A 14754-nucleotide genomic window follows, 5' to 3' on the forward strand; every position below is an offset into this window, starting at 1 on the left:
TAGTTATTTTTGTTGCAATGAGCACATTTAAAACGTCAGTAATTATAAGTACCTATAATCAGCCAGAATGGTTGCAAAAAGTGCTTTGGGGATATGAAGTTCAAACAGAACAAAATTTCGAAATTATTATTGCAGATGATGGCTCAACAGAAGAAACAAAGGGTGTTGTTGATGCTTTTATAGAATCTTCTTCCAAAAGCGTTATCCATATTTGGCAAGAAGATAATGGTTTTCAAAAAACTAAAATTCTTAACAAAGCTATTTTAAAGGCAACTTCAAAATACCTGATTTTTACTGATGGCGATTGTATACCAAGAAATGATTTTGTTAAAATACATTTAAATCTTCAAAAGAAAAACCATTGCTTATCTGGAGGTTATTTTAAATTGCCTAAAAATATTTCAAAAAATATAGAAATACAACATATTAAAAATCAAACGTGTTTTAATTTAGATTGGTTGTTAAATCAAGGTTTAAAGAAGACTTTTAAAGTTAATAAACTAAATTCTTTTGGTTTTAAAGCATGGTTTTTAAATAACTTTACACCAACAAAAGCTACGTTTGATGGAATGAATGTTTCTGCTTGGAAACAAGATATTATTAATGTTAATGGTTTCGATGAGCGTATGCAATATGGAGGTGAAGACAGAGAAATTGGGGAGCGTTTAATGAATTTTGGGATAAAATTTAAACAGATTAGGTATAGTGCTATTTGTTTACATTTGTACCATGAGCGCCCGTATAAAAATGAGCAAACATTAAAGTTTAATGAGGACATTAGAAAACAAACAAAGAAACTAAAAGTTACAACAACTGAGTTTGGAATAAAAAAGCATGCATAAAAAACCAGAAATATCAATAATAATAAGTACTTACAATTCTGAAGAATGGTTGGAAAAGGTGCTGTGGAGTTATGAGGCTCAAAATTTTAAAGATTTTGAAATGGTAATTGCCGATGATGGATCTAAACAACCCACTTTAGATTTAATTGATAAAATGAAGGCACAAGTACATTATCCCATAATCCATGTTTGGCATGAAGATAATGGTTTTCAAAAATCGCAAATTTTGAATAAAGCTGTAGTTGCTTGTAATTCTGATTATATTTTAATGAGTGATGGCGATTGTATAGCAAGAGAAGATTATGTACAAGTACATATTAATAACAAAGAAAAGGGGTATTTCCTTTCTGGAGGTTATTTTATGTTGCCCATGATTATTTCAGAAGTTATTAGTAAAGAGGATATTTTATCTCAAAAATGTTTTGAAGTTAAATGGCTGAAATCGCAAGGACTTAAATCGTCTTTTAAAAACAATAAGCTAACCTCAAAAGGATTGAAAAGTAAAATTTTAAACAAAATAACACCAACTAATGCCAGCTGGAATGGACATAATGCCTCAGGATGGAAACAGGATATTCTAAAAATAAATGGTTTTGATGAGCGTATGCAATACGGTGGGCAAGATAGGGAGCTTGGGGAACGTTTATTTAATTTAGGTATTAAATCTAAGCAAATTAGATATAGCGCTGTTTGTTTGCATTTAGACCATCCAAGAGGTTATAAAAATCAAGAATCTATAAACAAAAATTTAGCCATTAGAGCAACCACGAAAAATGAAAAACGAAAGTGGACAGATTTTGGAATTGAAAAAAAATAATTACTATTTTTTTTCAATAGTCTCCTTAGCTAAGTTGTAGAGTTTATTTATTTGCTTTTCTTGATGATAATTTTTTTCAATTTGCTCACGGCCATTTAAGCCTAATTCTTTAGCTTTTTCAGGATTATCACATAAGTTTATCATGTAGTTTGCCATGTCTTTAAAATTGGTTTCTTCAACTAAAAAACCTGTTTTATTATGAATAACAGCATCTTTTATGCCTCCGTGAAGCGTGCTGATAATAGGTAAACCAGTAGAGGAAGCTTCCATAACACTAACAGGTGTTCCTTCCATATCACCGTTTTCTGCGGTTACAGAATGTTGAACAAAAGCAAGTGAGTTTTGCATTAAGTGAGCAATATCTTTTTGTTCTAAAACTCCAGGAAAATTAATAGAATTTTGTATTCCTAGCTCAGAGACTAGTGCATTGCAAGCGTCAAAAAGTCCATTTTTTTTACCTACCATAGTAAGAATAGCTTCTGGATATTTTTTTAATACCTCGTTAAATGCTCGAATTGTATAAAGAGGTCCTTTTTTTTGGGTAAACCTCCCAACTGCAAGAAAGTTTTTTTCGCTTTTATTATAAGATTTTAGAGTGAATTTTAATGGGTTAACACCACATGGAATAACTCTAATTTTTTCTTCTATAGCTCCATTTTTAATCAAACCCTTTTTCATCTCTTCAGAAACCACAATGATATATGAAGCATAATTGAAAAGCGCTTCATATTTTTTTTTGTATTTATGAAGCGTCTTTTTATTTGTAGCATCGTGTCCGTGAAAAATAACAAGTAAAGGAATGTTTAATTTTTTACAAACTGGCATCATATGAGAAGCAGATATGCCGTAATTGGATAGAACGACGTCTATTTCATTTTCCTTTAAGTATTTTTTAACTCCGTAATTACTAAAAAAATTATTTCTCCCTACAAACGTTTTTATCAGTTTATGCAAGATCCAAAAAGGTTTTGGACTTAATAAAGTGCCATCTTCCTTTCTTTCTGGAAATCGTCCGCTATGTATTGTGTAAACTTCTGCTAATTCTGAAAATCCAGCAATTTGGTCGCGTATAAATGTTTCAGAATAAGCATATTTTTCAGAACGAGTAATACAAATATGCATTTAGTAGTTAGTTTAATTATTTTTTAAAAGCTAATTTTTAGTTTATAAAAGCATTAATTAATTAAAATTAAACAGCTACATCATGCTCACGAAGTGCGTCGTTAAGCGATGTTTTTTTGTTTGTACTTTCTTTACGCTTTCCAATAATTAATGCACATGGTACATTATAACTACCAGAAGGGAATTCTTTAACATAACTACCAGGAATTACTACAGAACGTGCAGGAACTATACCTTTGTATTCAACAGGTTTATCACCAGTTACATCAATAATTTTTGTACTCATTGTTAAGGTAACTCCAGCACCTAAAACAGCTTCAGTTTCAACACGTACTCCTTCAACAACAATACATCTACTTCCTATAAAAGCATTATCTTCAATAATAACAGGAGCCGCTTGCAATGGTTCTAAAACACCACCTATACCAACACCTCCAGATAAATGTACATTTTTACCAATTTGAGCACAGCTACCAACGGTAGCCCAAGTATCAACCATAGTACCTTCATCTACATAAGCCCCAATATTTACATAACTTGGCATTAAAATAGTACCAGCAGAGATATAAGCACCATGTCTTGCAACTGCATGAGGTACAACACGTATCCCTTTTTCTGCATAGCCACGTTTTAAAGGAATTTTATCATGAAACTCCAAAGGACCACATTCGATAGTCTCCATTTTTTGAATTGGAAAGTATAAAACCACGGCTTTTTTTACCCATTCGTTAACTTGCCAACCATCAGTAATAGGTTCAGCAACTCTTAATTCACCTTTATCTAATAAATCTATTACGTTTCGTATAGCTTTTGTTGTGTTTTCTTCTTTTAAAAGTGCTCTATTTTCCCAAGCATTTTCTATGATTTGTTGTAATTCTGTCATTAATGTTTTTTGTTTACAGCAAATATAATAGCTATCATTTAAAAATGAGAATGAAAAGTGTTTTTATATCCATTAAAATTGGTTTAAAAGCAGTTTAAAAAACTATTTTTTTTGACATTCAATACATGCTTTTCCTTTAAGAGGATGAAATAACTCGATTAAAAGCAATTTATGTGTATTTAGTCTTTGTAAACATGCGCTTTAACTATTAATCGGCAGAAATATGTAGTTTCTCTTATAATCGAAAATACAGGGTTTATAACTAATTTTTTGTGCTTAAGGCTTCTTCGGAATATATATTTGTCTCATCAAACAACGATAAACAGATGAAAACAAATTTTTACATATTATTAGTTTTATTATTTTCTTTCTCTTTAGGAAATGCTCAAAGTACTTCTGAAGCTGTAAATACTGAAATTACTAATACTGTTTCTGTTTCTAATGATGATAAAAATACAGTTATCACAAATGTTGATTCTAGTGTTAATACAGTAAATGAAAATGATTCATTATTAATTAATGTTAATGAATTAAAAGCATCAATTGCTCGTACAAATAGTGATATTAGAATTTACTTAAACCGTGAAAGAAAAGCTGGTAATATTAGTTTTGTATTTCCTAAAATAAATAAAGCTGAAAAGGCTTAAAAATAACGTTCAAATATTAAATAATTTAAGGTTAATTATTAATGAAGGCTGTCTGTAAAGACAGCCTTTCTTTTTTATTACTTATTTTTGCAAAAATAAAATGTATGGGTAGAGTTTTAGCAATAGATTTTGGTACTAAAAGAACAGGTATTGCAGTTACAGATGAATTACAAATTATTGCTTCTGGACTTACTACAGTTAACACCAAAGATTTATTGCAGTTTTTAAAAGATTATATAAAAAAGGAATCTGTTGAATTGTTTTTAGTTGGTGAACCTAAACAAATGAATAATTCGGCTTCTGAAAGTGAAGTACATATTATAGCATTTATTAATAAGTTAGAAAAAGAAATTCCAAACATGCCTATTAAGAGAGTTGATGAGCGTTTTACGTCAAAAATGGCATTTCAAACTATGATTGATAGTGGTTTAAAAAAGAATCAGCGAAAAAACAAAGCGCTTATAGACGAGATTAGTGCGACACTTATTTTACAAAGTTACTTGTACTCAAAGTAATTATTTACCTTCAAAATAATAAATTTGCTATAAATACTATCAATAAATTATAAGTTAGTATTTTTGCATTTATCAAAAAAAAGACAATGATTTTACCAATTGTAGCCTATGGCGATCCTGTTTTAAAAAAGAAAGCAACAGATATTTCAAAAGATTATCCAAAGTTCGATGAGCTTTTAGAAAATATGTTTGAGACTATGTATAATGCTTTTGGTGTTGGTTTAGCAGCGCCACAAATAGGTGTGCCTATTCGATTATTTGTAGTGGATACCACACCGTTTTCTGAAGATGAAGATTTAACAGAAGAAGAGCAAAAAGCTTTAAAAGGTTTTAAACGTGTTTTTATAAACGCACAAATAACAAATGAAGAAGGTGATGAGTGGGCTTTTAATGAAGGCTGTTTAAGTATACCAGATGTTAGAGAAGATGTTTTTAGAAAACCAAACATTACTATAGAATATCTAGACGAAAATTTTAAACCGCATACAGAAACTTTTGATGGTTTGGCTGCTAGAGTTATTCAGCATGAATATGATCATATTGAAGGTGTTTTGTTTACAGATAAACTATCAAGTTTAAAAAAGCGTTTAATAAAAGGAAGACTCACAAACATATCAAAAGGAAAAATAAATGTGGATTACAGAATGCGTTTTCCAGATGAAAAAAAGAAACGATAATATTTGCAGAACATCAATAAACAGTTGATATTTGCGCCTTTCAAAAAATAATTTATGAGTTTAGATAAAGTTTTATCAATATCAGGAAAACCAGGTTTGTATAAATTAATTGCACAAACACGAGGTGGTTTTGTTGCCGAATCTTTAATGGATAACAAGCGTATATCTGTAAGTGTTCAAAACAATGTAAGTGTTTTAAGTGAAATAGCTATTTATACATTAACAGAAGAAGTGCCTTTAAACCAAGTTCTGGGTAATATTAAAAAGAAAGAAAATGGTGAGCCAACTAGTGTGATGCCAAAAGATAGCAAAGATAAACTTGAAGAATATTTCTTTGATGTATTACCAGATTACGATGAAGAAAGGGTATATGCAAGTGATATTAAAAAAGTATTACAATGGTATAATTTATTACAAAAACATAACATGTTAGACTTATTAGATTCTGAGGATTCAAGTAAGAAAACCTCTGATGAAGAAGAAGAATAAGTAAATTCCAATTTATATAATATAAACCTCCTTTGTGGAGGTTTTTTTATAATTATAAATTAAGTTTTGTTAGATTTAATTCATGGCTTCGACTTAGAAATTGTGTATCATTCATTTGTAATTATATGAAAGTATCAAAACCTCAAGTAAAAAATATTATTTTCTTAGTTATTCTTACAGTTTTATTTATTCCTCAAACACGTCAACCTATTCAAATACTATTACACAAGGGGTTTGCGATTTTTAGTCCTTCAACAGTTGAAAAATCAAAACAAAAAACATTAGTTAATTATAATTGGAAGCTAAAAGACGAAAGTGGATCTGTTTTCAATTTTAAAGATATAAAAGGAAAAGTTGTTTTGGTAAATTTTTGGGCAACTTGGTGTCCGCCATGCATTGCAGAAATGCCTAGTATGCAAAAGTTGTATGATAATTATAAGGATGAAATTGAATTTGTTTTTGTGTCTAACGAAGAGTTTTTAAAGATTAATGAGTTTTTAAATAAGAATAATTACTCTTTTAAAGTCTATAATCCAGCTACTAACTATCCGGAAATATTTGATGTTACTAGCATTCCTAGAACTTATTTAATAGACAAATATGGTAATATTATAATTGATAAAAGTGGTGCTGCAAATTGGAATAGCGATTCAGTTAGAAAAATTATTGATGGTTTATTAAAGTAGTTTTTTTGTTTCAAACAAATTCATAACAAATAAATTCAAAAGAATTAAAGTATAAGCATAAACTGTATCTTCAATAGGAATTGTAAATAATCGAATATTTAAATTTTCTAAATTATTATACCAAACGACTTCGTTTTCAATAAAGCTTCCTGTTAGTATGCCATTCACAATAAAAAAGGGAATTAGCATCACTAAAAAAGTGAGATAAAATTGATTTAATAAATCAGGCTTTTTATTGATTACAATTATGGTTAGTATTATTCCTAATGTAAAATTTACTAAGGTGTATAATTTACCATAATTGAAAAGTGTAAGTATAAGTAAAAGTAAAATAAGAAGGTAACTAATAGTTTTAGTTGTTTTATTTGATAATTTTAAATTTGGAAAATAATAGAGTAAAGCATAATGAGTGAAAGTACAAGCATAAGGAATGCAAATAAAGAATAGCCATTCTTCAATTGGAAGCGAGAATAATTTAATGCTTAAAAAATAATCATCATTAAATCCCCAAACACCTTGTTTAGTGAAAATAATATCCCAAGGAATAAAAATTAACATACTTATTAATATGCCAAAAAATAATGGTTTCCAAAGTTTGTGAAATTTTAATTTAGGATGAAAACTAAAAATAAAAGGAACAGATAAAGACCCTAAATTTAGTAACAGATATAAATAATTCATCTGTTATTTTTTGAAGTATTTAAAAGGAACAAACAACATACCAAAGCATTCGCCTTCTTTTTTACCTAAATGTTTGTGATGCATTTTATGAGCACGTCTTACTCCTTTTGCGTACCAATTATTTGCGTTTCTAAATATTTTAAAGCGCTGATGTATAAATATATCGTGTACTATAAAGTAAGATAGTCCGTAAGCGAAAATACCTAGCCCTATTGGCAATCCAGCCCAAAAACTAGTATATTTCCAAAGCAAGAAAAAACCAATACTTACAACTGCATAAAAAACAAAAAAAGTATCGTTACGCTCAAACCAACTGTCATGATCTTTTTTATGATGATCTTTGTGTAAACTCCACAAAAAACCATGCATAATATACTTATGTGTAAACCACGCCATAAACTCCATAAAGCTATATGTGGCTAGAAAAATTAATATCCAGAATAAGAAATGCATCATTTAAAATTTATATTAAATTTAATTGATATTTTACATAGCTACGCATTAAAAGTTCAATTTTTTTAGGATTAGAAACGCGTATTCTAGAATCTTTTATTTTTAAAGCGGGTGTTTTCTTTAGTTTCTTTAATAATTGGTGGTAATATCTATATGCCATAAAAACACCAAACTTTGCTTCAATTGGTAATTTTTTAATGCCGCTTAAACCTTTTTCAAAATCTCTTTCAATGTCATCAATAATATCTTGTTTTGATAATTCATTTAAGTTATTTAAATCTGTGTTTGGAAAATAGGTTCTATCTAAACCTTCAAAATCTGCTTTTAAATCTCTTAAAAAGTTTACTTTTTGAAAAGCAGAACCTAATGCCATAGCAGTATCTTTAAGTTCTTCATATTTTTCTTGATCTCCTTTTACAAAAACTTTTAAGCACATAAGTCCAACAACATCTGCAGAGCCATAAATATATGCTTTAAATTCATCTTCATTTAAATAAGTGTTTTTATGCAAGTCTGTTCGCATACTTTTCATAAAAGCGTCTACTAAATTTTTATCAATATTATATTTGTGGAAAGTGTATTGAAATGAATTTAATATAGGATTTAAACTTATTTGATCTTTTAAGGCAAATTCCAAATCATCATTAAATCTGTTAAATAGAGCTTCTTTTTTATAATCATGAAAAGAATCAACAATCTCATCTGCAAAACGAACAAAGCCATATATGTTGTAAATATCACTTCTTATGGATTTATACAACATTTTTGTAGCTAATGAAAAAGATGTACTGTAAGTTTTAGTTACAATCTTGCTACAATTATAGGATACTGTGTCAAATAATACTTTCATACTAAAATACTATGATGTTTTGTTACTAAATCTGCTACTAATTTTCCGGATATAAGTGATGGCGGAACACCTGGTCCTGGAACAGTTAATTGCCCTGTGAAAAATAAATTAGTTACAAGTTTGCTTTTTAATTTTGGTCTTAAAAAAGCAGTTTGCATTAAAGTGTTTGCCATTCCATAGGCATTTCCTTTGTAAGAATTATAGTCTTTTATAAAATCATTTAAACAAAAACTTTCCTTAAATATAATATCTTTTTTGACATTTTGCGATGTTAAATTTTCAAACCGAGATATTATTTTATTAAAATATAAGTCTCTTAATTCGGGAGTATCTTCTAAACCAGGCGCTAATGGAATTAAGAATATACCAGCTTCTTTTCCTTCAGGAGCAGAATTTGAATCTGTTTTACTTGGAAAACTTGCATAAAACAATGGGTTATCCGGCCATTTAGGGTTATCGTAAATAGCTTCTGCATGTACATCAAAATCAACATCAAAAAATAATGTATGATGGTTAACGTTGATTAATTTTTTATCAAAGCCAACATAAAATAGGAGAGAAGAAGGGGCAAATGTTTTCTTTTCCCAATAATTTTCAGAATACTGTCTGAATTCTTTATCTAAAAGGGTTTCAGTGTGATGGTAATCTGCACCACTAACAATAATATTAGATTTATATGTTTTACCGTTTGATACTAATCCTTTTGCTTCTCCATTTTCAACAATAATTTTTTCAATGGGAGAATTTGTATTAATAGTAACACCAAGTTCTTTAGCTAAACTCTCCATGGCAAGAATAACTTGATACATGCCCTTTTTTGGATGAAAGGTACCTAGGCCAAAATCGGCATAATTCATAAAACTGTAAAATGAAGGCGTGTCACTTGGTTTTGCTCCTAAAAAAAGCACTGGGAATTCAAGAATTTTTACTAATCTTTCATTTTTAAATTCTTTTCTAACGTCTTTTTTTATTGTGCTAAAAAACTGATTTATTTTTTTTATAGTAGCTGGAGTAATTAATTCTAAAGGAGAAACACCCGGATTATAAACTAAATCCTTAATAGCAATGTCGTAATTACTTTTTGCTTTATTTATAAATTTATTTAGTTTTTTTGAGCTGCCTTTTTCTTCTTTTTCAAAAGCTTTTTTTATTTTTTCTAACGTGTCTTCAATAGTTATAAAATCATTTTCTCCAAAGTAAACACTGTAGGCGGGGCTTAATTTTTCAAGTGTGTAATAATCTGAAGGTTTCTTGTCAAAATCTGAGAAAAAACGCTCAAAAACATCAGGCATCCAATACCAAGTTGGACCAATATCAAAAGTAAAGCCATTTTTAAGTAATTGCCTTGCTCTTCCTCCTATGGTCTTATTTTTTTCAAATATGGTAACATTATAGCCGGCTTTAGCTAGGTAACATGATGCTGCCAATGAAGAAAATCCAGAACCAATTATATTTACTGTTGATTTCATATTGTTTAACAAATATAAATAAAAGTTAAACAAATATAGAATATTTATAAATCTTTAACTAAATTTTCAATCGAATTAAATATACTTACTTTTTTTGGAAGATTATTTTCGTTAGTTGTAGAGAGTTTTTTTCCTAAGAGTAATAGTTCGGTGCTGTCTTTGTTTAAAAGCAAATTATTGAAGTTATTTATGTATTCAGAAATGCTGTTTTCCTCAGGATATACAGTAAAATAGGAAATGAAAGTTACTTCATTAAAAAACTCGAGTAAATCTGATAAGCTTTCCATAGGGACACTTTCTCCTAAAAAAATCGTGTGATAACCTTTGCTCCGTAATTGGTAATTAATAAAGAGTAAGCCAATATCATGAATTTCATTTTCAGGTAAAAAAAGCACAAAGGTTTTGGAAATAGGTTTTGGCTCTAGTAGTTGTAATCTTTCAGTATTTAAAAGGATTTTTTGTTTAATGTGAACAGATAAAAAATGTTCATGTGCTGGAGTAATAGTATTCGTTTGCCACAATAAACCAATTTCATTTAATAAGGGTAAGAATACCGAATAAAAAATTTCACTAAAAGTCTTATTTTCTAATAAATTATTATAAGTACTGTAAAATAAAACCTGATCAAAATTAATCATAGCCATTTTTAAAGCATTAATAGCGTGATCTTCTATCTTTGCTCTTGATGCAATTTCTCTAACCTTTATAGGGATTTCCTCTTCTTTAAGATCTGCAATTTTAGAAATCTTAAATCCGTTATTATTTAAATAGGATATATTTAAAAGTTTTTGAAAGCTGGTTAAACTGTAGTTTCTAATATTTGTATCGCTTCTGTTTGGGCTTAGTAAATTATAGCGTTTTTCCCAAATGCGTATCGTGTGAGCTTTTATGCCTGTAAGATTTTCTAAATCTCTAATACTAAAATTAACTTTAATATTGTTCATCAATATTTTATTTGTGTTAAACAAAAATAATATAATAATTTCTAAAATCGTAAAAATTTAAGATATTAAGTTTTTTCTTTTTTAGAAGACTATCATTTGATTGTACTTAATTTTAGAAGTATTTTATAAATGAAGTTATTAAATTAAAAACCCTGTTTATTTTATTAAACAGGGTTTATTAAACAATTAAAATATTTATTATTATGTGCTAATTTTACTTTGTGTAATCTGGATAATCTTGATCTTTATCTGATAAAATAGGGTTTATAATTGGCCAATCTATTTTAAAAAAAGGATCATCCCATCTAATTCCATTTTCTTTACCTGGGGTATAAAATTCTGAAACTAAATAAGCTATTTCAGAATTGTTTTTTAAAGTTAAAAACCCATGAGCAAATCCTTTTGGAATATAAACTTGCCTAGCATTTTCTTCAGTAATTTCTACAGAAATGTATTGACCAAATGTGGGAGAGTCTTTTCTTATATCGAGAATAACATCAAGTAGGGCTCCTTTTGTACATCTTACTAGCTTTACTTCTTCTGCGCCATCAGATTGATAGTGCATGCCTCTTAAAGTGTTTTTGTTTGCATTATGGGACATATTTCCTTGTACAAATTTGGAATTTAGATTGTGTTTTTTAAATTCATTTGCACAAAAAGTACGTGCGAAAAAGCCTCTGTTATCTCCTCTTTTTTCAATATCTATAATGTAAGCGCCTTTTAACTTTGTTTCTGTATATATCATAATGCCCAAGTCGTTTTATTAGCAGCAGCTAAATCTGTATAATCTTTAATTTGTTTGACTCTATGATTGTAAATATTTTTATCATCTTGGACAAGGTACCCTTCAACTGTATAGCGAATAGTTTCCTCAAAACTTAGTTGAGGAATCCAATTTAATTCATTTGCAGCTTTTGTAATATCTAATTTTAATAAATTAGCTTCATGAAGTTTGTTTTCTTGGTTTAATATTTTGTGTTTTAAAACGGTACTTTTTTCAATTTCTTGAACAACTTCTAATACGTTATAATGTTTATAAGTGCTAGGTCCAAAATTCCATCCGCCTTCATATTTTTTATTGTTTTCTCCAATTAATGCTAATTGCATATAACCAGATAGGGGTTCTAAAACGTGTTCCCATGGTCTTGTAGCGTATGGACTTCTTATTTCAAGAACTTCATCTGCACGTTTGTTTTTAAATATATCTGGGATTAAACGATTGTCAGACCAATCTCCACCTCCAATAACATTTCCAGCCCTAGTGCTTATTACTGAGACAGGAGAATCTTTATAGAAAGATTTCCTTAAAGATTGTATGGCTATTTCTGCACAGGCCTTTGATGAAGAATAAGGGTCGCTTCCTCCTAATTCATCATTTTCACGATATCCCCAAACCTGTTCTTTATTTTCATAACATTTATCACTAGTAATGGCAACAATAGTTTTTAAATTAGTAGAATTTCTAGCAGCTTGCAATAAATTAACAGTTCCCATAACATTTGTATGATAGGTAGAAATTGGGTCGTTATAAGAATCTATAACTAAAGCTTGGGCTGCAAGATGGAAAATGTAATCTGGATTAATGGAATCTATGGTAGATTGAAGAAGATTAATGTCTGTAACATCTCCATATGTTTGATTAATTTTGTGTTCTAATCCAGAAACAATAAAATTATCTAATTCATTTTTAGGTTGTAAAGCATAGCCGTATACATCTGCACCAAGTTCGTGCAGCCATATTGATAACCAAGAACCTTTAAAACCTGTGTTTCCAGTAAGGAAAACTTTTTTTCCTTTAAATTGATCGAATAGTTTTTTTTCAGTCATTTACTTCTTTTTTAGAAAATTAAAAATTTTTAATGCTTCTTCCTTAAAATGGCTTTCAGCATTATAAGGAAGAAAGTGTTTAATTTTACTTGAGCTAATAACTATAGGGTCTTTAGGGGGAGATTTATCTTCTTTATTTGTTTCTATTTCAATTGTTTTTTTGAAGTATTCTTCATAAGCAGCTTTAACAGATTGGGCTACATCTAATAAAGAATAGGCTTTTTCGCCACTTATGTTATAGGTGTTGTTTGTTGAGTCTTGATTTGTAAGCCTATAAATAATATCACAAACATCACCCATCCAAATAAAATCTCTAGTTGCGAATCCATTTCCGTTAAGTTTAATAAGACTTTTTTCAAAAGCAGATTTACTTAAATCATTTAAAATTAAATACCATTTTGAAGAGTCATAATCTTTTGGGCAACCATAACTATTTGATAGGCGTATAATTGTGTAAGGTATTTTGTGGTTTTGGTGAAATTGTTTAACGTAATACTCTGCAAATAAATGTGTTGTTCCGTAGTCGTTATTTGGATTAAGTTCACTTTCTTCAGAAATATTGCCACTATATTTTCCGTAAACATGAAAAGTAGATAAATAAATAAAATGCTTTGGTGGCATTAATTTTATTGTTTCTAATATATTACGTGTACCAAGGGCATTAACTAATAATGCATTTTGGGCATAACCTTCAACAAAGTTGTCGTTCATGCTAGCAGTATGAATGATAACATCATAATCTTTTGTGATTACAGATTTACAGTTTTCAAGTGATGTTATATCACAAATAATTGTTTTGAATTGAAGATTAAATTCTAATTTTCGTTTTCTTTGGGTTAGTACTGTAACATCGTATCCAAGATTACAATAATGGTTAGTTAGCCAAGAACCAAGATTTCCTAAACCTCCAGTAATTAATATAGTTTTTTCTTTTACTCCCATAATTTCCATGGAGCTTTTCCTGATTCCCAAAGTTTATTAAGGTCTTGATTATCTCTTAAAGTATCCATTGCATGCCAAAATCCATCATGCTTATATGCTTGCATTTTACCATCTTTAGCGATCTTTTCCATAGGTTCCCGCTCAAACATTTGGTGGTCTCCATCAATGTAATCTAATATTTCTGGTTCGCAAACAAAGAAACCACCATTTACCCAGCGGTTATCATCTACAGGTTTTTCATTAAAACCAGCAATAGTAAGATCATTTTCAATATTTAATATTCCGTAACGACCTTCTGGCTGAATAGCTGTGGCAGTCATTAACTTATCACTTGATTTATGAAACTCTAATAATTTATTAATATCTACATCTGCAACTCCATCACCATAAGTACACATAAAAAGTTCATTACCAATAAATTCTTTAGCTCTTTTTATTCTGCCGCCAGTCATAGTATCGGCACCAGTATCTAGAAGTGTTACTTTCCAGTTTTCAGATACGCTATTGTGAGTTTCAATTTTGTTAGATTTAAGATCTATAGTAACATTACTATGTTGAAGGTAGAAATTTGAAAAATATTCTTTAATAACATTTCCTTTGTAACCTAGAAGAATGACAAATTCATTAAAACCATGATGAGAATAAATCTTCATTATGTGTTCTAATATTGGTTTTCCACCAATTTCTACCATTGGTTTTGGTTTAAGTTTAGTTTCCTCATTTAGTCGAGTCCCTAAGCCTCCTGCAAGTATTAATACTTTCATGTGTATGATTTATGTTGTTAATAGCTATTTCAAAATTAAAAAAAAAAGTAAGATAGATTAGATAAAATTCAAGTAAAATCAAAAAGAATTATAAATCAACATTTTAAAAATTAAAAAGCTTAGTTTGTTAACTAAAATTATTAACG

The 14754-nt window shown here is 29.0% G+C and carries 18 protein-coding genes; 7 read left to right on the plus strand and 11 right to left on the minus strand.

Features of this window, described 5'->3' with window-relative positions:
• Positions 1–17: 17 nt before the first annotated feature.
• Together BT151_RS14740 and BT151_RS14745 are read left to right on the plus strand one after the other, a co-directional pair.
• Positions 18–842, plus strand: a complete 825-nt coding sequence (locus BT151_RS14740; protein WP_072403092.1) for a glycosyltransferase family 2 protein — start codon at positions 18–20, stop codon at positions 840–842.
• Positions 835–1659 (plus strand): glycosyltransferase family 2 protein, encoded by an 825-nt coding sequence (locus BT151_RS14745; protein WP_072403093.1) that lies wholly within the window; start codon positions 835–837, stop codon positions 1657–1659. Before BT151_RS14740 ends, BT151_RS14745 begins: the two co-directional genes overlap by 8 nt.
• Before the next feature lie 3 nt (positions 1660–1662).
• Here the strand turns inward: BT151_RS14745 and BT151_RS14750 are convergent, their stop codons facing one another.
• Positions 1663–2781 carry a glycosyltransferase family 4 protein gene (locus BT151_RS14750; RefSeq protein ID WP_072403094.1) on the minus strand — a complete coding sequence of 373 codons (1119 nt, stop codon included), beginning with the start codon at positions 2779–2781 and terminating at the stop codon, positions 1663–1665.
• Positions 2782–2848: 67 nt separating this feature from the next.
• On the minus strand, positions 2849–3664 hold the full coding sequence (locus BT151_RS14755; RefSeq protein ID WP_072403095.1) for a 2,3,4,5-tetrahydropyridine-2,6-dicarboxylate N-succinyltransferase: 816 nt from the start codon (positions 3662–3664) through the stop codon (positions 2849–2851).
• Between the two features lie 326 nt (positions 3665–3990).
• Here BT151_RS14755 and BT151_RS14760 point away from each other — a divergent pair, with 326 nt between their 5' ends.
• The 5 genes from BT151_RS14760 to BT151_RS14780 all read left to right on the plus strand — a co-directional run bounded on the left by BT151_RS14760 (position 3991) and on the right by BT151_RS14780 (position 6678).
• Positions 3991–4311 carry a hypothetical protein gene (locus BT151_RS14760; RefSeq protein WP_072403096.1) on the plus strand — a complete coding sequence of 107 codons (321 nt, stop codon included), beginning with the start codon at positions 3991–3993 and terminating at the stop codon, positions 4309–4311.
• Positions 4312–4415: 104 nt separating this feature from the next.
• On the plus strand, positions 4416–4826 hold the full coding sequence (gene ruvX / locus BT151_RS14765; protein ID WP_072403097.1) for a Holliday junction resolvase RuvX: 411 nt from the start codon (positions 4416–4418) through the stop codon (positions 4824–4826).
• An 86-nt stretch (positions 4827–4912) separates the two neighbouring features.
• Positions 4913–5503 (plus strand): peptide deformylase, encoded by a 591-nt coding sequence (gene def / locus BT151_RS14770; RefSeq protein WP_072403098.1) that lies wholly within the window; start codon positions 4913–4915, stop codon positions 5501–5503.
• A 54-nt stretch (positions 5504–5557) separates the two neighbouring features.
• Positions 5558–5992 carry a DUF5606 family protein gene (locus BT151_RS14775; protein ID WP_072403099.1) on the plus strand — a complete coding sequence of 145 codons (435 nt, stop codon included), beginning with the start codon at positions 5558–5560 and terminating at the stop codon, positions 5990–5992.
• Between the two features lie 125 nt (positions 5993–6117).
• Positions 6118–6678 (plus strand): TlpA family protein disulfide reductase, encoded by a 561-nt coding sequence (locus BT151_RS14780; protein ID WP_072403100.1) that lies wholly within the window; start codon positions 6118–6120, stop codon positions 6676–6678.
• On the opposite strand, the gene BT151_RS14785 is transcribed toward BT151_RS14780, so the two are convergent.
• From BT151_RS14785 to rfbF, 9 genes are all read right to left on the minus strand, one after another.
• Positions 6670–7359, minus strand: a complete 690-nt coding sequence (locus BT151_RS14785) for a lycopene cyclase domain-containing protein (RefSeq protein ID WP_072403101.1) — start codon at positions 7357–7359, stop codon at positions 6670–6672. The two genes, BT151_RS14780 and BT151_RS14785, sit on opposite strands and share 9 nt — an antisense overlap.
• A 3-nt stretch (positions 7360–7362) precedes the next feature.
• Positions 7363–7812: a sterol desaturase family protein gene (locus BT151_RS14790; RefSeq protein WP_072403192.1), complete on the minus strand. Its 450-nt coding sequence runs from the start codon at positions 7810–7812 to the stop codon at positions 7363–7365.
• A gap of 10 nt (positions 7813–7822) precedes the next feature.
• Positions 7823–8662 (minus strand): phytoene/squalene synthase family protein, encoded by an 840-nt coding sequence (locus BT151_RS14795; protein ID WP_072403102.1) that lies wholly within the window; start codon positions 8660–8662, stop codon positions 7823–7825.
• On the minus strand, positions 8659–10131 hold the full coding sequence (locus BT151_RS14800; protein WP_072403103.1) for a phytoene desaturase family protein: 1473 nt from the start codon (positions 10129–10131) through the stop codon (positions 8659–8661). The genes BT151_RS14795 and BT151_RS14800 overlap by 4 nt, the downstream gene beginning before the upstream one ends.
• Before the next feature lie 44 nt (positions 10132–10175).
• Complete coding sequence (locus tag BT151_RS14805; RefSeq protein ID WP_072403104.1) at positions 10176–11075, minus strand: MerR family transcriptional regulator; 900 nt, start codon at positions 11073–11075, stop codon at positions 10176–10178.
• Between the two features lie 214 nt (positions 11076–11289).
• The gene (rfbC, locus tag BT151_RS14810; RefSeq protein ID WP_072403105.1) at positions 11290–11820 is read right to left on the minus strand and encodes a dTDP-4-dehydrorhamnose 3,5-epimerase; all 531 of its coding nucleotides are present in this window, start codon (positions 11818–11820) and stop codon (positions 11290–11292) included.
• Positions 11817–12902 carry a CDP-glucose 4,6-dehydratase gene (gene rfbG, locus BT151_RS14815; protein WP_072403106.1) on the minus strand — a complete coding sequence of 362 codons (1086 nt, stop codon included), beginning with the start codon at positions 12900–12902 and terminating at the stop codon, positions 11817–11819. The genes rfbC and rfbG overlap by 4 nt, the downstream gene beginning before the upstream one ends.
• Positions 12903–13844, minus strand: a complete 942-nt coding sequence (locus BT151_RS14820; protein WP_171946641.1) for an NAD-dependent epimerase/dehydratase family protein — start codon at positions 13842–13844, stop codon at positions 12903–12905.
• Complete coding sequence (gene rfbF, locus BT151_RS14825; protein ID WP_072403108.1) at positions 13835–14608, minus strand: glucose-1-phosphate cytidylyltransferase; 774 nt, start codon at positions 14606–14608, stop codon at positions 13835–13837. The genes BT151_RS14820 and rfbF overlap by 10 nt, the downstream gene beginning before the upstream one ends.
• Between the last annotated feature and the right edge of the window lie 146 nt (positions 14609–14754).

It is taken from the genome of Flaviramulus basaltis, from assembly GCF_900114265.1.
Lineage (GTDB): Bacteria > Bacteroidota > Bacteroidia > Flavobacteriales > Flavobacteriaceae > Flaviramulus > Flaviramulus basaltis.